The 17,097-nt window shown below is 72.9% G+C and carries 19 protein-coding genes; 15 read left to right on the top strand and 4 right to left on the bottom strand.

Annotated elements, in window-relative coordinates; translation table 11 throughout:
• Positions 1-33: 33 nt before the first annotated feature.
• The 6 genes from LQ940_RS15795 to LQ940_RS15770 all read left to right on the top strand — a co-directional run bounded on the left by LQ940_RS15795 (position 34) and on the right by LQ940_RS15770 (position 5,604).
• Positions 34-1,431 (top strand): hypothetical protein, encoded by a 1,398-nt coding sequence (locus tag LQ940_RS15795; protein ID WP_231243098.1) that lies wholly within the window; start codon positions 34-36, stop codon positions 1,429-1,431.
• A gap of 103 nt (positions 1,432-1,534) precedes the next feature.
• Positions 1,535-2,731 (top strand): acyl-CoA dehydrogenase family protein, encoded by a 1,197-nt coding sequence (locus LQ940_RS15790; protein ID WP_231243099.1) that lies wholly within the window; start codon positions 1,535-1,537, stop codon positions 2,729-2,731.
• 4 nt (positions 2,732-2,735) lie between these two features.
• On the top strand, positions 2,736-3,767 hold the full coding sequence (locus tag LQ940_RS15785) for a DUF2332 domain-containing protein (RefSeq protein ID WP_231243100.1): 1,032 nt from the start codon (positions 2,736-2,738) through the stop codon (positions 3,765-3,767).
• Between the two features lie 17 nt (positions 3,768-3,784).
• The gene (locus LQ940_RS15780) at positions 3,785-4,777 is read left to right on the top strand and encodes a hypothetical protein (protein WP_231243101.1); all 993 of its coding nucleotides are present in this window, start codon (positions 3,785-3,787) and stop codon (positions 4,775-4,777) included.
• 43 nt (positions 4,778-4,820) lie between these two features.
• On the top strand, positions 4,821-5,000 hold the full coding sequence (locus LQ940_RS15775; protein ID WP_231243102.1) for a DUF5302 domain-containing protein: 180 nt from the start codon (positions 4,821-4,823) through the stop codon (positions 4,998-5,000).
• 70 nt (positions 5,001-5,070) lie between these two features.
• Positions 5,071-5,604 (top strand): MaoC family dehydratase, encoded by a 534-nt coding sequence (locus LQ940_RS15770; protein ID WP_231243103.1) that lies wholly within the window; start codon positions 5,071-5,073, stop codon positions 5,602-5,604.
• Positions 5,605-5,679: 75 nt separating this feature from the next.
• On the opposite strand, the gene LQ940_RS15765 is transcribed toward LQ940_RS15770, so the two are convergent.
• Both LQ940_RS15765 and LQ940_RS15760 read right to left on the bottom strand, forming a co-directional pair.
• On the bottom strand, positions 5,680-6,861 hold the full coding sequence (locus LQ940_RS15765) for an MFS transporter (RefSeq protein ID WP_231243104.1): 1,182 nt from the start codon (positions 6,859-6,861) through the stop codon (positions 5,680-5,682).
• Between the two features lie 46 nt (positions 6,862-6,907).
• A complete protein-coding gene (locus LQ940_RS15760; protein WP_231243105.1) occupies positions 6,908-7,111 on the bottom strand; it encodes a hypothetical protein in 204 nt (67 codons plus the stop codon).
• Between the two features lie 155 nt (positions 7,112-7,266).
• Between LQ940_RS15760 and LQ940_RS15755 the strand changes: the two genes are divergently transcribed.
• The 5 genes from LQ940_RS15755 to LQ940_RS15735 are packed head-to-tail and all read left to right on the top strand — an operon-like array spanning position 7,267 to position 11,947.
• Positions 7,267-9,195, top strand: coding sequence for a CASTOR/POLLUX-related putative ion channel (locus LQ940_RS15755; RefSeq protein ID WP_231365034.1), 1,929 nt, complete (start codon positions 7,267-7,269; stop codon positions 9,193-9,195).
• 4 nt (positions 9,196-9,199) lie between these two features.
• Positions 9,200-9,760, top strand: coding sequence for a histidine phosphatase family protein (locus tag LQ940_RS15750; protein WP_231243106.1), 561 nt, complete (start codon positions 9,200-9,202; stop codon positions 9,758-9,760).
• 32 nt (positions 9,761-9,792) lie between these two features.
• Positions 9,793-10,428, top strand: a complete 636-nt coding sequence (locus LQ940_RS15745; RefSeq protein WP_231243107.1) for a DUF6758 family protein — start codon at positions 9,793-9,795, stop codon at positions 10,426-10,428.
• A 26-nt stretch (positions 10,429-10,454) separates the two neighbouring features.
• A complete protein-coding gene (locus LQ940_RS15740; protein WP_231243108.1) occupies positions 10,455-11,333 on the top strand; it encodes a PHP domain-containing protein in 879 nt (292 codons plus the stop codon).
• Positions 11,330-11,947, top strand: coding sequence for a MarC family protein (locus tag LQ940_RS15735; RefSeq protein ID WP_231243109.1), 618 nt, complete (start codon positions 11,330-11,332; stop codon positions 11,945-11,947). The genes LQ940_RS15740 and LQ940_RS15735 overlap by 4 nt, the downstream gene beginning before the upstream one ends.
• Positions 11,948-11,951: 4 nt before the next feature.
• On the opposite strand, the gene LQ940_RS15730 is transcribed toward LQ940_RS15735, so the two are convergent.
• A complete protein-coding gene (locus LQ940_RS15730; RefSeq protein WP_231243110.1) occupies positions 11,952-12,713 on the bottom strand; it encodes an SDR family NAD(P)-dependent oxidoreductase in 762 nt (253 codons plus the stop codon).
• 130 nt (positions 12,714-12,843) lie between these two features.
• Here LQ940_RS15730 and LQ940_RS15725 point away from each other — a divergent pair, with 130 nt between their 5' ends.
• Both LQ940_RS15725 and LQ940_RS15720 read left to right on the top strand, forming a co-directional pair.
• Complete coding sequence (locus LQ940_RS15725; RefSeq protein ID WP_231243111.1) at positions 12,844-13,632, top strand: ParA family protein; 789 nt, start codon at positions 12,844-12,846, stop codon at positions 13,630-13,632.
• 4 nt (positions 13,633-13,636) lie between these two features.
• Positions 13,637-14,329: a L,D-transpeptidase gene (locus tag LQ940_RS15720; protein WP_231243112.1), complete on the top strand. Its 693-nt coding sequence runs from the start codon at positions 13,637-13,639 to the stop codon at positions 14,327-14,329.
• Here LQ940_RS15720 and LQ940_RS15715 read toward each other — a convergent pair.
• Complete coding sequence (locus LQ940_RS15715; protein WP_231243113.1) at positions 14,319-14,720, bottom strand: hypothetical protein; 402 nt, start codon at positions 14,718-14,720, stop codon at positions 14,319-14,321. The genes LQ940_RS15720 and LQ940_RS15715 overlap by 11 nt on opposite strands.
• A 109-nt stretch (positions 14,721-14,829) precedes the next feature.
• Here LQ940_RS15715 and LQ940_RS15710 point away from each other — a divergent pair, with 109 nt between their 5' ends.
• A complete protein-coding gene (locus LQ940_RS15710; RefSeq protein WP_231243114.1) occupies positions 14,830-16,008 on the top strand; it encodes a hypothetical protein in 1,179 nt (392 codons plus the stop codon).
• Positions 16,005-17,084 carry a hypothetical protein gene (locus LQ940_RS15705; RefSeq protein WP_231243115.1) on the top strand — a complete coding sequence of 360 codons (1,080 nt, stop codon included), beginning with the start codon at positions 16,005-16,007 and terminating at the stop codon, positions 17,082-17,084. The genes LQ940_RS15710 and LQ940_RS15705 overlap by 4 nt, the downstream gene beginning before the upstream one ends.
• Positions 17,085-17,097 lie beyond the last annotated feature (13 nt).

Genomic DNA, 17,097 nt, shown 5'->3' with positions numbered 1-17,097 from the left:
CTCCTGCATGAGCCTCAGATTGGACCCCATCGCGTGAACGTCAGCACCCGCCCGCGCCTCGCCCGCCGTCTCCGCGGGCCCGCCGCCGCCGCCCTCGCCGGGGTGCTCGGCCTCTCGTTGGCGGGCCTGTCCACCGGGCCCTCGGGTGCCAGCGGCGGGGTCGTCGCCGTCGACGAGGTCCCGCCCACGTCGGTCCGCATCGTGCAGGCCAACCTGCTCTCCGGCCAGCCCGACGCCAAGTTCGCGGCCGACCTCGCCACGGTCTTCGCGCAGGCCCCCGACTTCATCACCTACAACGAGGTCCCGCGCCGGGCCGACGCCGCGCTCGCCCCCGCGCCGTACGCGATGTTCCGCACCCCCGGCACCTACACGGGCGCGACGCCCATCGCCTGGCGCGCCGATCGCTGGGAGGCGCTGGCCACCGGCACCCACATGATCAGCAACCTGCGCGGGCGCGGTCCGGGCCAGGCGGTCGAGTGGGGGGTGCGCTACGCCAACTGGGTGACCGCGCGCGAGTACGCCACCGGACGCGTCGTCTCGGCCGTGTCCACGCACCTCACGCCCCGCAGCAAGCGCACCGAGAAGATCATCAAGCCCTCGGTGCGGCGCCTCGGGGCGCTGGTGGCCGCGCTGGCCGCCTCGGGGCCGGTGCTGGTCGGAGGCGACTTCAACTTCCACTACACGAACAAGAAGGAGTACCCCCGCGACGTGCTGACCGAGCAGGGGCTCACCCCGACGTACGACGTCACGGGGACCTACGCGCCGACGGGTGACCACCGCGGGGCGACGATCGACTACGTCTTCCTGCATAAGGCCGAGCAGTTCCGGGTCACCGGTCAGACCACGACCGAGCTCCACTCCGACCACGATGCGCTCACGGTGGACGCGGAGCTCCTGACCAGCCCGGTCGGGCAGCCGATCGCCTTCCGTCCCGGCCCGGTCGTCAACCGGCCGTCGGGTGGACGCGCCGGTCGACGGGTGGTGCTCGACCTGCTGGTGAACGCCATCGACGCCGCGCCGAAGGGCGCCGGGATCCACATGGACACCAGGGGCCTGGGCGACCAGCGGATCTACGGCTCGCTGCTCAAGGCCGTCGAGCGGGGCGTGAAGGTCCAGTTCCTCACCCGCCGCTACCGGCCCAACGCCATGGAGAAGGCGCTGTTCGCCCGGCTCAAGGCGAGGGTGCGGACGCGCCAGTGGGCGGTGGGCTGCTGGGCGACCTGCCGGCGCATCGAGTCGCGCCGCGACCTCCCGATGACCCGGCTGCTGGTCAGCACCGCCGGCGCCACGCGGGCCCTGCGCATCGACAGCGACCAGCCGGCGGCGTACGCGGCGTCGCGCAACCCCACGACCGCCTCGATCCGGACCAGCACCCGTGCCTACGACTGGGGCTTCCGGGAGTTCCTGGCGCTGGTGGGCCGCACCTACTGACCCCTGGCCCGGGGGAGGTACGTCACACCGCCGCGGCGCCCCGAAGCGTCCGCTCCTCGGTAGCGTGTGCCTGTCCCACCCACCGCCGTACAGGAGCCAACACATGGGTCGCCTCTGCGAGACCGACGGACTCACCGACGACCAGACCGAGATCCTCAAGGCGGTGCGCCAGTTCGTGGAGGAGAAGATCCTCCCCGTCGCCACCGAGCTCGAGCACGCCGACGAGTACCCGCAGGAGATCGTCGACGGACTCAAGGAGCTGGGGATCTTCGGGCTGATGATCCCCGAGGAGTACGACGGCCTGGGCGAGTCGCTGCTGACCTACGCGCTGTGCGTCGAGGAGATCGCGCGCGGCTGGATGAGCGTCTCCGGTGTGATCAACACCCACTTCATCGTGGCCTACATGCTGATGAAGCACGGCACCGAGGAGCAGAAGAAGAAGTACCTGCCGAGGATGGCGACCGGCGAGGTGCGCGGCTCGTTCTCGATGTCCGAGCCCGGCCTCGGCTCGGACGTCTCGGCGATCAAGACCAAGGCCACCAAGGGCGAGGGTGGCTACACCATCGACGGCCAGAAGATGTGGCTCACCAACGGCGGCACGTCCAACCTGATCGCCGTCCTGGTCAAGACCGACGAGGGCGCCGACAGCGTCTACAAGAACATGACGACGTTCCTGGTGGAGAAGGAGGTCGGCTTCGGCGAGACCGCGCCCGGCCTGACCATCCCCGGCAAGATCGACAAGATGGGCTACAAGGGCGTCGACACCACCGAGGCGATCTTCGAGGGCCACCAGATCGCGGCCGAGCAGATCCTGGGCGGCGAGCCCGGTCAGGGCTTCTACCAGATGATGGACGGCGTCGAGGTCGGCCGCGTCAACGTCGCCGCCCGCGCCTGCGGCATCGCCAACCGGGCCTTCGAGCTCGCGATCGCCTACGCCCAGACCCGTGAGACCTTCGGCAAGCAGATCGCCGATCACCAGGCGATCCTGTTCCGGCTCGCGGAGATGGCGACCAAGGTCGAGGCCTCCCACGCGATGATGGTCAAGGCCGCACGCCTCAAGGACAAGGGCGAGCGCAACGACGTCGAGGCCGGCATGGCCAAGATGCTCGCCGCGGAGTACTGCAACGAGGTCGTCCAGGACTCCTTCCGCATCCACGGCGGCTACGGCTACTCCAAGGAGTACGAGATCGAGCGCCTCTACCGCGAGGCCGCGTTCATGCTCATCGGCGAGGGCACCTCCGACATCCAGAAGATGATCATCGGGCGGTCGCTGCTCAAGGACTACAAGCTGAAGGCCTAGGCGGGTGGACGTCGTCGAGGCCGTACGCCGGCAGGGGCCGGCGTGCGCCGCCCTCGGCTCGCCCATGTACGCCGGGCTGTGCGAGCGGCTCGCCGACGACCTGGTGGCGGGTGGGCCGACCGCGACCGTGCTGGCCGGGCACGAGGACGACCCCGGTCCGTCGGCGCTGGCGCTGCGGCTGCTGGGCAGCGTGCACCGGCTGGTGCTGGAGCGCCGGGCGGGCGCGCTGGCGGCGTACTACCCGAGCGTGGGCGGCACCTGGGAGCCCGAGGCCGGCTGGGGAGCGCTGCGCGACCTGCTCGCCGCCGAGCCGGAAGCCGTGCGCGAGTGGCTGGACCGGCCGCCGCAGACCAACGAGGTCGGGCGCGCGACCGCGCTGATGGCCGGGCTGCTCGCGCTGCCCTGGGCGCACCCGGTGCGGCTGGTCGAGATCGGCTCCTCGGGCGGGCTCAACCTGCTGGCCGACCGGTTCCGCTACGTCACGCCCGCCGGTGCTCTGGGGCCGGCGGACTCCCCGGTGGTGCTGGACCCGGCGTGGACCGGACTGCTGCCACGGCGGGAGCCGCCGCCCATCGTGGAGCGCCTGGGCAGCGACGTGATGCCCGTCGACGTGCGGACGACCGAGGGCCGCCTGGTGCTGACCGCCTACGTCTGGCCGGACCAGGCGCACCGGCTCGAGCGGCTGCGCGGCGCCTTCGCGCTCGCCGACCGCACGCCGTACGAGGTGCGGCGCGAGTCGGCCCACGACCTGGTGTCCCGGCTCGTCCTGGCTGAGGGCACCACGACGGTGCTGTGGCACAGCGTCATGTGGCAGTACCTCGAGCGCGACGAGCAGGACGCCGTCCGCTCCGGCATCGACGCGCTGGGGGCCCAGGCCACCGCGGCGGCGCCGTTCGCCCACGTCTACCTGGAGCCGTCGCGCCGGACCCCGGACTCCGAGCACGAGTTCCTGGTCTGGCTCGAGACCTGGCCGACGGGGGAGCGCCGGGTCCTCGGCACCTCGGTCGGGCACGGGGTGCCGACGCGCCTCGAGTGAGCCGCTAGCCTGCCGCCATGGCGAGCCGGGTCGTGTTGCACGTGGGACTGATGAAGTCCGGGACGTCGTACGTCCAGCGCCGCCTCGAGGCCAACCGCGGCCTGCTCGCCGAGCGCGGGGTGCTGCTGCCCGGCCGCCGCTGGCGCGACCAGATGCTGGCGGTCAGCGACGTGCTCGGCCGCACCCAGCAGGCCGGCAAGTCGGAGGGCCGCTGGCAGGCGCTGCTCGACGAGGTGGCCGCACACGAGGGCACCGCGCTGGTGAGCATGGAGTTCCTCGGCCCCGCCAAGCCGGCGTCGATCGAGCGGGTGCTGGCCTCGCTCGCCCCCGCCCCGGTCGAGGTCGTCCTCACCCTGCGCGACCTCGGCCGCGCGATCCCGGCCATGTGGCAGGAGGGCCTGCAGAACGGCGGCACCCTCGCCTGGGCCGAGTACGTCGGTCAGTTCCCCGGCGCGCAGCAGGCGGGCCGGATGTTCTGGCTGCAGCAGGGCATGGGCCGGATCGCGGGCAACTGGACCGACGCCGTCGGCGCGGACCGGGTCGCGCTCGTGACCGTGCCGCCGCCGGGCGCGGACCCGGGACTGCTGTGGGCGCGCTTCTGCGAGGCGAGCGGTGTCCCGGCCGCGGACGGGGTCGACGTGCCGCCGGCCAACACCTCGCTCGACGCGGTGTCGGCGGTGCTGCTGCGCGAGCTCAACCTGCGCCTGCGCGGCGATCACCTGCGCACCGGCGAGTACCACCGGCTGGTGAAGTTCGAGGTGGCCAAGCAGCGCCTGGCCGGCCGCGGCGGGCCGCCGATCGGCTTCGACCCGACGCCGTGGCTGCGCCAGCGGGCGCTCGAGATCGAGGACCGCCTGCGCGCCACCGGGGCGCGCGTGGTGGGCGGGTTCGGCGACCTGGAGCCGGTCCGCGTCCCGGGCATCGACCCCGGCACGGTGCCGGTCGACGCGGCGATGCTGGCGCAGGTCGAGGCGCTGCGCGCCGACGTGCTGGGGCGCCGCGCCGGCTGAATCCCGGTCGACGCGTGCCCGGCCGACGTGGGATGGTGGAGCCATGACCGACTCCAGCAACGACGACATCAAGGCCAAGATGCGCGCGGCGCTCGATCGCAAGAACGACAAGGAGAAGGGCGTCCACCAGGACGGGCCGACCCCGGAGAAGGCGCACGGCTCCGAGGTGGTCGGCGGCGGGCCCAAGATGCACCGCCGCAAGGCCGGCGGCGGCGGGTCCTGACCGCCGTACCCGGCTGAGGGGCCGGCCTGACAGAATCCTGGCTCGATGACGTCGAGCCCGAGGAGTCCAGGTGCAGTTCGGTCGAAGCTATGAGGAGTTCGAGGTCGGTGCGACCTACAAGCACTGGCCCGGCAAGACGGTCACCGAGTTCGACGACCACATGTTCTGCCTCCTCACCATGAACCACCACCCCCTGCACCTCGACACGAACTACGCGGAGTCGACCACGCAGTTCGGCAAGAACGTCGTGGTCGGCAACTACGTCTACTCGATCCTGCTCGGTATGTCGGTGCCCGACATCTCCGGCAAGGCGATCGCGAACCTCGAGATCGAGTCGCTGCGCCACGTCGCCCCCACCTTCCACGGCGACACCCTCTACGGCGAGACCACCGTCCTCGACAAGTGGGAGTCGAAGTCCAAGGACGACCGCGGCGTCGTCCACGTCGAGACCATCGGCTACAACCAGGACGGCAAGGTCGTCTGCATCTTCCGCCGCAAGGTCATGGTCCCCAAGGACAGCTACCTCACCGAGCGCGGCGGCGAGCAGCCCGGTCGCCCCGTCCCCCAGCCCGACAAGAACTGGCCGGGCGTCGCGGCTGAGTGACGCGGGAGGAGATTCACCGGGCACCCGGTGAAACTCACGCTTCCCGTATGAAGTTTCGTACGGGAGGCGCCAGTTTCACCGGGCACCCGGTGAAACTCGCGCGCCCCCGGCCCCCGCAGCCGGCGCGAACGCGCGGGCGAGGGGGATCAGGGCGAGGACGAGGATCATGGGGACGGCGAAGCCGAGTCGCAGGTTGTCCTGGCCGACGGCGCCGACGAGGACCGCGCCCATGAGCGCGCCGAGGTAGTTGAACTGGTTGAAGCGACCGATCACGGCGTCCACCCGGGCCTGGCGGGTGAGGGGGTCGAGACCCTCACCGGCGATGCGGGCGGCGGCGGAGTAGGACAGCGGCGCGATCACCGCGACGCCGGCGCCGAGCACGGTGAACCCCAGGACGGCCACCGGCCACGACGGCGCGAACACCACGGCCGCCAGCGACGCGCATGACACCACCGCGCCGACCCGGATCACCGCGACGGCGCCGTACGCCGCCACGAGCCGGTCGCCGCCCAGGCGCAGCGCCAGGCTCGCGACCAGGTAGGGCAGGGTCGCCAGCGCGACCAGGTCCTCGGGGGTGTCGATGACGTTGTCGAGGTAGAGCGAGCCCCAGGTCTGCGCGGCGGTGTCGACCATGTAGAAGAGCACCATCCCGAGCCCGACCAGCAGGATCGGTCGCCACGGCACGGCGCCGGCGACGCCCGCCGCCGCGGCGAGCGGGTCGCCGACGCGGGGCAGCAGCGGCCCGAAGAGCACCAGCAGCGGCACCAGTGCCGCGACCGCCCCCACCTCCACCGGCAGCCGCGAGGTGGCCAGCGTCAGCGACGCGCCGAGGATGCCGCCGAGGGTCCAGGCGCCGTGGAACGACGGCAGGATCGGCCGCCCGTACTCGTGCTCCACGGCCACCGCCTGCATGTTGGTGGTCGCGTCGACGATCCCCAGCGCCACGCCGTACGCCGCCAGCCCGGCGACGAACGCGCCCACGACGGGCGCCAGCATCAGCACCGGCACCGCCACCGCCGTCACCCCCAGGCCGACCCGCAGCAGCGTCGCGGAGTCGCGGCCCTGTGCGAGCCGCTCCGCGACGACCGAGCCGACCCCGGCGAGAAGCACGATCATCAGCAGGAGCAGGGAGATCTGCAGCTCGGAGAGGTCCCAGACGTCCTGGTAGTCGGGCAGCCGGGTGGTCAGGCTGATGAAGACCAGCCCCTGGCTCAGGAAGGCGGCGGCGACGGCGAGCCGGGAAGCGCGAAGGTCCACGCGAGGATGGTGGCACGCGTACGGCCCCGACAGGCCGCACCCGAGCTCATCCGGTACGCCGGGTCAGGGCGAGCCGGGTGGGCGTGACCAGCCAGCCGACGGCCGCCGACAGCAGCGGCACGCCCACCACCACGACCGCCAGCCCGGCCCACGGAACCGGCGTCCCCGCCGTCCCGACCAGCTGCAGCAGGCTGGCCCCCACGGCCGAGCCCAGCAGCAGTCCGACCCCGGCGCCGAGGCAGCCGATCACCAGGCATACCGAGTATCCATGTGACAAGCACGGCGCCGCGGGTGTCGTCAAACCGCTGCCGCGCCCGAGCGCCGTACGCGACGATGGCGCGCCGGGTCTCCGGCACGGGACTCATGGGGTGGGGCGCGATGGCACGCACGGGACAGCAGCTTCGGATGCGGACGGCGAAGGCGATGGCCCGCTCCGGGCCCGGCGCTCGCACGGCCAAGGCGCCGGCCTCGCGGCTCGGCGACCGGATGCGCTACTGGTTCGACAACAGCATGTCGCGCGGCACGCCGGCGCTGATCGCCTGGCTGAGCGTGGCGACACTCCTGCTGATCCTCGTGTTCTCGGTGTTCGTCACGCTGCTCGGGCTGCGACCCGACTCCGACGCCCCCGACGGCTTCCTGCACGAGATGTTCTACAGCCTGCTGCACGCGCTCGACCCCGGGACCATCGGCGGCGACGACGCCAGCTCGTGGCGGTTCGTGCTGACCATGCTGGCGCTGACGATCGCGGGGCTGTTCATCGTGAGCGCGCTGATCGGCGTCATCGCCGCCGGCATCGACACCAAGCTCGCCGACCTGCGCCGCGGCCGCTCGATCGTGCTGGAGCAGGACCACACCGTCATCCTGGGTTGGTCGGACTCGATCTTCACGATCATCAGCGAGCTCACGCTGGCCAACGAGAGCCGCCGCAAGCCGGTGATCGTGATCCTCGCCGACCGCGACAAGGTGGAGATGGAGGACGACGTCGCGGCCAAGGTGCCCGACCTGCGCGGCACCCGGGTGGTGTGCCGCTCCGGCTCGCCGATGGACATCGACGACCTCGCGCTGAGCCGCCACACCGCGGCGCGCTCGGTGATCCTGCTGGCGCCCGAGGGCTCCGAGGACCCCGACAGCGAGGTCATCAAGACCCTGCTCGCGCTGACCCACGGCGGTGAGGGCGGGCCCAACATCGTCGCCGAGATCCGCAACCCGACCAACCTCGAGGCGGCCCGCCTGGTCGGCGCGGACCGCACGGTCCTGCTCGACATCCGCGAGACCGTCGCGAAGCTCGTCGTGCAGACCTCGCGACAGTCGGGTGCCGCCGCGGTCTACACCGAGCTCTTCGACTACGACGGCGACGAGATCTACTTCCTGGAGCGCCACGACCTGGGCGCGGCGACGTACGGCGACGCGCTGCTCGCCTTCGAGAAGGCCTCGGTCATCGGCCTGATCGAGGACGGCGTGCCCACCCTCAACCCGCCCGCCGGCAGGGTGATCGGCAACCGCACGCTGATCGTCGTCGCCGAGGACGACGACGGCCTCGAGACCGAGGGCAGGTCCCTGGCCACGCCCGACCTGTCCGCCCTCGGTACGGCGCTCGGCGCGCCGGAGCTGCCCACGCACGGCGTCCTGATCGGCTGGAACGAGCGCGCGCCGATCATCCTGCGCGAGCTCGACCACTACGCCCCCGCCGGCTCGACGCTGACCGTGCTGACGTCGTTCGGGACGCCGCAGGTGCCGGCGCTGGAGAGCCTCGCGGTCACGGTGGTGGCCGCCTCGTCGACGGACCGGGCCACGCTGGAGGCACACATCGCAGCCGGGCTCGACCAGGTGATCGTGCTCTGCTACTCCGACCACCTCGCGGTCCAGGCGGCCGACGCGCGGACCCTGGTGACACTGCTGCACGTCCGCGACATCCTGGGCAGGCTGGGGGAGTCCACGCCGGTCGTCACCGAGATGCTCGACGACCGCAACCGGGTGCTGGCCCAGGTCGCGCACATCGACGACGTGGTGGTCAGCGGCGAGATCGTCAGCCTGCTGGTCACCCAGCTCTCCGAGGACCGCCGCCTCGAGGCGGTGTTCGGCCAGCTGCTGGGCGACGAGGGCAGCGAGATCTACCTCCGCCCGGCCGAGTGGTACGTCCAGCCCGGCCGCGAGGTCACCTACGCCACCGTCGTGGCGGGCGCCGCGGCGCGCGGCGAGACTGCGATCGGCTACCGCTCGGAGGCGCTCGCCGGGGACGACGTGGCAGGCTTCGGTGTCGTGGTCAACCCCGCCAAGTCCCGCACCTTCGCCGTCCAGGACGGCGACCGCGTCGTCGTGCTCGCGGAGACCTGAGCCGATGTCGACCGAGCTGTGGCTGGTCCGGCACGGACCCACGGAGTGGAGCGAGAACGGCCGCCACACCTCGGTCACCGACCTGCCGCTGCTCCCGCACGGTGAGGAGCTCGCCCGTGGCCTCGCCGGCCCGCTCGGCGAGCAGGACTTCGCGCTCGTGCTCACCAGCCCGCGGCAACGAGCCCGCCGTACGGCGGAGCTGGCGGGGTTCGCGCACGCGGAGGTCGACGAGGACCTCGTCGAGTGGGCCTACGGCGACTATGAGGGCGTGACGACCGCGGAGATCCGCGAGTCGGTGCCCGACTGGACCGTGTGGACCCACCCGTGCCCGGGTGGCGAGAGCGCCGAGCAGGTGGGTGTGCGCCTGGACCGGGTCGTGGCGCGCGCCGACGGGTGCGAGGGGCGCACCCTGGTGTTCGCGCACGGGCACTCGCTGCGGGCGCTCGCCGCCCGGTGGCTCGGCCTGCCGGTCTCCGACGGGCGACTGTTCCGGCTGGACACCGCGACCGTGTCGGTCCTCGGCCACGAGCGGAAGAGCCCGGTCGTCCTGCGCTGGAACTCTTGACGCTGTCCCGGCACCGCCAGCACCGTGGTCGCATGTCCCTGTCCGCGGGGTGTCCCCGCTGCCCCGCACCGGTGCTGCACGCGGACGGCCGCTGGTCCTGCCCCGACCACGGCGACGTGCCGCCCCTGTGGCGACCGGCCGAGCCGTCGTACGACGCCTTCGTCGACCACCTGCGCGCCTCCGACGGGTTCCCGACGCTGACCTGCTGGCCGCTTGGGCCCGGGTGGAGCGTGACCGACTTCGCGGTCGTGGGGGAGGTGCCCCAGAGCGCCCGGGCGACGATGACCTGCATCTCCGGGACCAGCGCGCACGACGGGCCGGTCGACGTGGTGGTGGTGAGCGAGGAGCCCGGCACCGGCCTGGGCGCCCGGGTCGCGGGGACCCGCCACGAGGACCCCGGCGGCGAGGTCGGCGAGGGCCCGCCGCTGGTGAAGATCCGCGCCGGCGGCCAGCCGGTGCCGCTGTGGCCGGTGTCGACCAGCGGCGGCGCCGCGGAGTGGGACCGCTCGGTGGTCGCGGGCGAGGCCGGCGGCCGGTGGCTGTGGCTGGTGCTGCGGCCCGCGTCGGCGGTGATGATGCTCAAGCCCGACTGGGTGCTGCGCGACCTCTCGACCCTGGGCCCCGCCCTGCTCGAGGTGCCGTTCGGAGGTCCCAGCCCGGCGTGGTGAGTGCGCCCACGCCCTAGGCTTCTGGGGTGCGCATCGATCTCCACACCCACTCCGTGGCGAGCGACGGGACCGACACCCCCGCCGCGCTGGTGGAGGCCGCCTCCGCGGCCGGCCTCGACGTCGTCGCGATCACCGACCACGACACCGCGAGCGGCTGGGTCGAGGCCGAGGAGGCCGCCCGGCGGACCGGGATCGAGCTGGTCCGTGGCATGGAGATCAGCACCCGGCACGAGGGTGTCGGCGTGCACCTGCTCGCCTACCTGCCCGACCCCGGCCATCCGGCCCTCGACGAGGCGCTGAGCAAGATCCTCGCCGGACGCAACTCCCGGGTCCCGGCGATGCTGGAGCGGCTGCGCGGGCTGGGCATCGCGATCGAGGCGTCCGACGTACGGCGCGTGGCGCCGGGCACGGCCGCCACGGGCCGTCCCCACGTCGCGGACGCGCTGGTGGACCTGGGCGTGGTGGCCGACCGCACGGAGGCATTCCGCCGGTTCCTGAACCCGGGCCGGCCGGCGTACGTCGACCGCTACGCAGCCTCCCTGCTCGAGACGATGGACGTGGTCGCCCAGGCCGGTGGGGTCTGCGTGATCGCGCATCCGTGGGGGCGCCACGGGCCGCACGAGCCGGACGAGGCGACGCTCGCGGAGCTGACGGAGGCGGGGCTGGCCGGCATCGAGGTCGACCACCAGGACCACGACGCCCACGACCGGGAGCGGCTGCGCGCGATCGCGGGCAACCTCGGCCTGCTGGTCACCGGCTCCAGCGACTACCACGGCATGGGCAAGCGCGACCACGACCTGGGCTGCAACACCACGGCGCCGGAGGAGTACGCCCGGCTGCTCGAGCTGGCGGCCGCCGCCGCGCAGCGGTCGGGTCGCGCGGCGCCCGGCGTGGTGCGCCCGTGAGCGCGGTCCTGGACACCGTCCTATTCGTCGAGGTCTTCGTGACCCTGTTCGTGATCATGGACCCGGTCGGCACGGTGCCGATCTTCCTGTCGCTCACCGGCGGGCGCTCGCCCGCGTCGGCCCGCCGCGCCGCGTGGCAGGCGGTGGGCGTGTCGTTCCTGGTGATCACCGTGTTCGCCTTCTTCGGCCAGCAGATCCTGCAGTACCTGCACATCTCGCTGCCGGCCCTGCAGTGCGCCGGTGGCCTGCTGCTGCTCCTGGTGGCCCTCGAGCTGCTGACGGGCAACGAGAAGGAGCCCACGGCGCAGGTCGGCACCAACGTCGCGCTGGTGCCGCTCGGGACCCCGCTGCTGGCCGGTCCCGGCGCGATCGTGGCCACGATGCTCTTCGTCGAGCGGGTCGACAGCGGGCCGACGTTCGTGGCGGTCGGGCTCGGCGTGATCCTGGTGCACGCCAGCCTCTGGGCGGCGATGCGCTTCTCGCTGCCGATCCTCAAGCTGATCCGCGAGAGCGGCGTCCTGCTCGTCACCCGGATCGCGGGCCTGCTGCTCTCCGCCATCGCCGTCCAGCTCGTGGCCGACGCGGTCCGCGCCTTCATCGCCGGCGAAGGCTGACAGGTCAGCGGCGGCCCATGGCCTGGTAGGCCTGCAGGGCTCGGTGGGGGACGAGCTTGGTGAGGGCGACGATGGTCCTGTACTGGGCGCCGGGGATCGAGTAGATGCGGCCCTTGTCGAAGTCCTTGAGCGCCTTGGAGACCAGGAAGTCCGCGTCCAGCCACAAGAAGCCGGGGGCGGAGCCGCGGCCCACGTCCATCCGCTCGTGGAACTCGGTCCTGGTGAAGCCGGGGCACAGCGTCATCACGCTCACCCCCTGGGCGCGGTACTCGTGGGCGGCCCACTCGCTGAAGCTGTTGACCCAGGCCTTCGCCGCCGCGTAGGTGCCGCGGGGGAGGAACGCCGCCACGCTGGAGACGTTGATGACGCCGCCGTGGCCGCGCTCGACCATCGGGTCGAGGGCGGCGTGCGTCAGCCGCAGCACGGCCGTCACCAGGACGTCGAGCATCCCGGTCTCGGTGTCGGCGTCGTTGTCGAGGAAACGCTGCTTGAGCCCGAAGCCGGCGTTGTTGACCAGCAGGTCGACCGGTCGCGAGCGGTCCGAGAGCCGGGCCTCGACGGTGCCCAGCTGGGCGCGGTCGCCCAGGTCGGCCGGCAGCACCTCGACCTGGACGCCGTACCTCTCGGTGACCTCGGTGGCCACGGCCGCCAGCCGCTCGGCGTCGCGAGCCACCAGGATCAGGTCGTAGCCGCGGGCGGCGAGCTGGAGGGCGAAGGCGTGGCCGATGCCGGCCGTGGGCCCGGTGACGAGCGCGGTGGAGGACATGAGGGCCAGTAAACCGCCTGGGTGCAGCGAGGGGGGCGAGCGGCACCGGGCACGGCCCGCCTGCGCAGTAGCCAACCTCACGGGGCGCGGCGCGCCGCTCGGCCGGGGCGGTCCGGCATGATGGGTGCCGATGAGCAAGAAGCGGACCACCACGCTGGCCGTCGCCAACCAGAAGGGCGGCGTCGCCAAGACCACCTCTGTCGCGTCGATCGGCGCTGCCCTGGCCGAGCTCGGACACCGGGTGCTGCTGATCGACCTGGACCCGCAGGCCTGTCTGACGTTCTCGCTCGGCGTCGACCCCGAGGATCTCGAGCTCTCGGTCCACCAGGTCCTCACCAAGGGGCTGGACCCGATCGAGGCGATCCTCGAGACCGAGGACGGCGTCGACCTGCTGCCTGCGACCATCGAGCTGGCCCGCGCCGAGGCCGACCTGCTCACCCGCACCGGTCGCGAGCACGTCGTGCGCGGTGTCATCGAGGACCTCGCCGAGAAGGGACAGGGCTACGACTGGATCTTGCTGGACTGCCCGCCGTCGCTGGGGGTGCTCACCGTGGCCGCGCTGACGGCCGCCGACGGCGTGCTCATCCCGCTGCAGTGCGAGACGTTGTCGCACCGCGGGGTCGGGCAGCTGCTCGACACCGTCCACGACGTACGCCGCTTCACCAACAAGGGGCTGGCTGTGTGGGGCGTGCTGCCGACGCTGTACGACGGCCGGACCACCCACGCACGCACCGTGCTGGACACGATCTCCGAGACCTACGACCTCGAGGTCGTGGAGCCGCCGATCCCCAAGACGATCAAGTTCGCGGAGGCGCCGGCAGCGGGACGCTCGATCCTCGCCACCAGCCGCTCCAACAAGGGTGCGACCGCCTACCGCGACGTGGCCGCCAACCTGGTCAAGCGCGCCAAGCGGAGGTGATCCGATGAGCAGGCACCGCGCCGAGGTCCGGCCCCGCTACGGGCGGATCGGCATCCTCGGCTCCTCGCTCGCCGTGACCCTCGTCGCCGTCCTCGGCGGCACCGGCATTCTGCCCTCGACGGCCCACGACACCGACCCCCGCGACCTGGTCGGCCGGGTGTCCGAGCGCGTCACGACTCCCGACGACCGCAGCTCCGAGGCCTCCCGCTCCGACTCGCGGGCCGAGGTCGCTGCCCGCCCGGAGGCCGCCACGCCGTCCCCCGATCCGGCCAGGCCCGCACGGCCGGCGACGGCCCTGCCCGCCGACTCCGGCGAGGGCAAGCGGGTGGTCTTCAGCGAGAGCCGTCAGCGCGTGTGGCTCGTGGACGAGCGGGAGAAGGTGGTCTCGACCTACCGGGTCTCGGGCAGCGTCTACGACAACCTCGACCCCGGCACCTTCGAGGTCTACTCGCGCTCCGAGGACGCCACGGGCATTGACGACTCGGGCACCATGAAGTACTTCGTGCGCTTCACCCAGGGAGATGCGGGCGCCGCGATCGGCTTCCACGACATCCCGGTGCTCGATGGCGAGCGGGTCCAGAGCGTCGCCGAGCTCGGCACCCCGCTCTCGCACGGCTGCATCCGCCAGCGGCGCTCCGACGCCCTTCGCCTCTGGCGCTTCGCGCCGATCGGCACCACCGTCGTCGTCACCGCCTGAGCGGGCCCAGCCCGGCCCGCACCAGCATCCGCTCGACCCGCTCGCGCTCCAGGTCCCGCCTGGCCCCCGGCGGGTACGACTCCAGGCTCTGGTCGAGGTCGAGGCCCCGGCACGCGGCGACCAGCACGTCGTCGTACGCCGCCAGCCAGCCGCGCCGGCGGGCGACGGGGGTGCCGGGCGGAGCGTCGTGCAGCGCCGATCCGATCCGCCACAGGTCCGCCGCGATCTGCTCGATCGGCGGCGCGACCGGTGCCGGCACGGGGGGCGGCACCAGCCCGAGCCGCCGCCCCAGCGCACGTGCACGAGCGAGGTGGGCGTCGGCCTCCGGCAGCAGCCAGAGCAGGGCCAGGACGGCGACCACCGCCGCCCCCTGGACCAGGACGAGCCCCATCCTTCGATGATCGCCCGGGGGCCGAGCCGGATCAAGCGGACTCGTCGGGAGGCACGCACCTCCGGGGCCGGTGGTTTCGCCTGGTCAGCCGCGGGGCACGGTGCAGGCCATGGGCAACGGGGGGCAGGGTCAGCCGGTCGCACCGGCCGCGGACGCTCAGGCCGGTGATGTGGCCGCGGACGAGGAGGTCGCGACCGACGAGCCGAGGCGTCGCACGCTGTGGCCCGTCGCCTCGGTGCTCGCGGTGATCGTGGTGGTGCTGGTCGTCTCGCTCGTGGTGCTGCGCGCGCAGGACGGGCGGCCGCGAGCCGCGGCCGGAGACGTGCTCGACCACCCCTTCCAGGAGGACCCGTTGCCGCAGGCGGGAGAGGTGCTGCTGCCGTGGGCGCGGCTGAAGGTGGCAGCCGGGGAGCCGCATGCCGAGCTGCCGGACCTGCTGGGCGCGCCGGCCCCCCTGCAGGCCCCGGAGGGCGGGAGCTTCGTCCGAGTCGACGTCTCGCTCGCGGAGGACTATGCCATCCCGCTGACCGCGGTGGCCTTGCCCTACTCCCAGGAGACCGAGGTCGTGCTGCGGGCCGACGGCCGCGACTACCTGCTCTCGGGCCGGGGCGGGATCGTCCTCGATCCCGGGCGGCTCACCCCACAGGGCGGGAGCCGCTGGGTCGCGGTGGAGGGCGAGCCGAGCGACATGGAGGTCCGGGTCACCGTGGACGGCGTGACCCAGGTGGTGGACGCCACCGACGGCTCCGTCGAGGCCGGGCGAGCCGCGGACCTGGCCGGCATCCCCGCGCCGGAGGAGCTGCGCGACGCCAAGGGGACCCCCTGCGGTGCGCCCCGGACGCTCGAGGACAACCGGCTCACGGTCGTCTACCTGCCCTCACTGGAGTGCCGGGTGACGCTCGTGCTGGGCACGCCGTACGTCGACGGGCTGGGCTGGGCCGAGTCCGGACGCGAGTTCGTCGTGGTCCACGTCGTGCGGCCGCGGCGGGTCTCTCTGTTCGACCCGACCCGGGACAGCGACTCCTGGGACACCGACCTGCGCTTCACCGCCCGCCTCGGCGACGCCGCGCCCGTCGGTCCGGGCGTCGACGTCAACTCGCTCAACCAGACCCCGTTCACGCTGCAGTCGCCCGGCGACCCGGAGCAGTTCGTCTTCGATGTCGTGCAGGGCCAGGCCGCCGACCTCACCTTCGACCTGACGGGTGAGGCGCGCCTGGGCGAGCCGTTCGTGACCGAGCGACGACCGGTCCACTACCGCTGGATCCTGACCGGAGCTGACGTCGCATGACCACCCGGGAGGAGCGCTCGCGCTCGGTCGCGCTGATGTCGGTCGCACTGCTCACCGTGGCCGCCCTCGTGCTGGTCCTGCTCGTGTGGCGGGCGGCGGCGAGCGGGGGTGGCGCGCGGGCCGACGTGGGGGAGATCCTGCCGCTGCGCGCCGAGCCGCCGGGGCAGCCGGTCACGGTCCAGCTGCCCGGGAGCGAGGTCACCGTCACGGTGGGTGCTCCGGTCGCGACCCTCGACCACGAGCTGCTCGAGGTCGAGTACGACGATCCGCGCTGGGAGGACGACCAGGACCTCGTCGCCCCCGACGGCGGCACCCTGGTGCCGCTCTCGTGGCGCGCTCGCGCGCTGGGCGGTCTCATGCGCGAAGGCGATCCGACGCCGATCCGGATCCGACTGCTGGCCGGCGACGAGGGCGTCGACCTGACCGAGATCGTGCTGGACGGGACCAGCGCCTCCATGGACGCCGACGACCAGCGTCCCGTGGTGGTGGCCTTCGCCGGGCGCCATGAGGTCGAGGACCTCACGATCGAGGTCGAGTACGACGGGCTGACCCAGACCGGACACGTGGACTCCGGGGACATCGACGCGGGCGTCGCCCAGCCGCTGTACGACGACGAGGACGACTTCACCGCCGGATGCGCCGAGGTGGAGGACCGATGCGAGCTGAGCGTCGTGGACCCGCGCTCGCCGCGGCGACCGGACTCCGCGACGCTCACCGCGTCCTACCTCACGCTCTACCCCTACGACCGAGCGCTGGGCTGGGCGGAGGAGGGCACCCTGTGGGCCGGTGTCCGGCTCCACGTGTTCGGCACCTCCGGGGTGGTCGACGCGCGTGGCGGCTACTGGTCAGTGCTCCGATTCCCCGCGCCGAAGGTCACCCTCGACGGGGCCGAGCCGGTCCGTCGCGAGGACCTGGGCGACGCCGAGCGGGACACCTACGGCCGTGTGGTCTTCCAGGTCGACGCCGACCAGGACCCGCGCGAGCTCACGATCGAGGCCACCTTCCCGCTCAGCGGACCGGGCTCACCCCCCGACCTCCCGCTGCGGGCCGTCCTCGACCTCGCCCCGGTCGGCTGAGGTCGCGAGCGCC

Source organism: Nocardioides sp. cx-173 (genome assembly GCF_021117365.1).
Lineage (GTDB): Bacteria > Actinomycetota > Actinomycetes > Propionibacteriales > Nocardioidaceae > Nocardioides.
The sequence above is the reverse complement of the archived record's forward strand: the minus strand, read 5'-3'. Positions and strand labels throughout refer to the sequence as shown.

Bases quoted from the DNA above. Each gene is read 5' to 3' on its own strand.
- LQ940_RS15710 (WP_231243114.1), top strand. From the start codon at position 14,830: ATGGGCAACGGGGGGCAGGGTCAGCCGGTCGCACCGGCCGCGGACGCT.
- LQ940_RS15755 (WP_231365034.1), top strand. From the start codon at position 7,267: ATGCGGACGGCGAAGGCGATGGCCCGCTCCGGGCCCGGCGCTCGCACG.
- LQ940_RS15775 (WP_231243102.1), top strand. From the start codon at position 4,821: ATGACCGACTCCAGCAACGACGACATCAAGGCCAAGATGCGCGCGGCG.
- LQ940_RS15730 (WP_231243110.1), bottom strand. From the start codon at position 12,713: ATGTCCTCCACCGCGCTCGTCACCGGGCCCACGGCCGGCATCGGCCAC.
- LQ940_RS15725 (WP_231243111.1), top strand. From the start codon at position 12,844: ATGAGCAAGAAGCGGACCACCACGCTGGCCGTCGCCAACCAGAAGGGC.
- LQ940_RS15720 (WP_231243112.1), top strand. From the start codon at position 13,637: ATGAGCAGGCACCGCGCCGAGGTCCGGCCCCGCTACGGGCGGATCGGC.
- LQ940_RS15780 (WP_231243101.1), top strand. From the start codon at position 3,785: ATGGCGAGCCGGGTCGTGTTGCACGTGGGACTGATGAAGTCCGGGACG.
- LQ940_RS15705 (WP_231243115.1), top strand. From the start codon at position 16,005: ATGACCACCCGGGAGGAGCGCTCGCGCTCGGTCGCGCTGATGTCGGTC.
- LQ940_RS15715 (WP_231243113.1), bottom strand. From the start codon at position 14,720: ATGGGGCTCGTCCTGGTCCAGGGGGCGGCGGTGGTCGCCGTCCTGGCC.
- LQ940_RS15790 (WP_231243099.1), top strand. From the start codon at position 1,535: ATGGGTCGCCTCTGCGAGACCGACGGACTCACCGACGACCAGACCGAG.
- LQ940_RS15745 (WP_231243107.1), top strand. From the start codon at position 9,793: ATGTCCCTGTCCGCGGGGTGTCCCCGCTGCCCCGCACCGGTGCTGCAC.
- LQ940_RS15750 (WP_231243106.1), top strand. From the start codon at position 9,200: ATGTCGACCGAGCTGTGGCTGGTCCGGCACGGACCCACGGAGTGGAGC.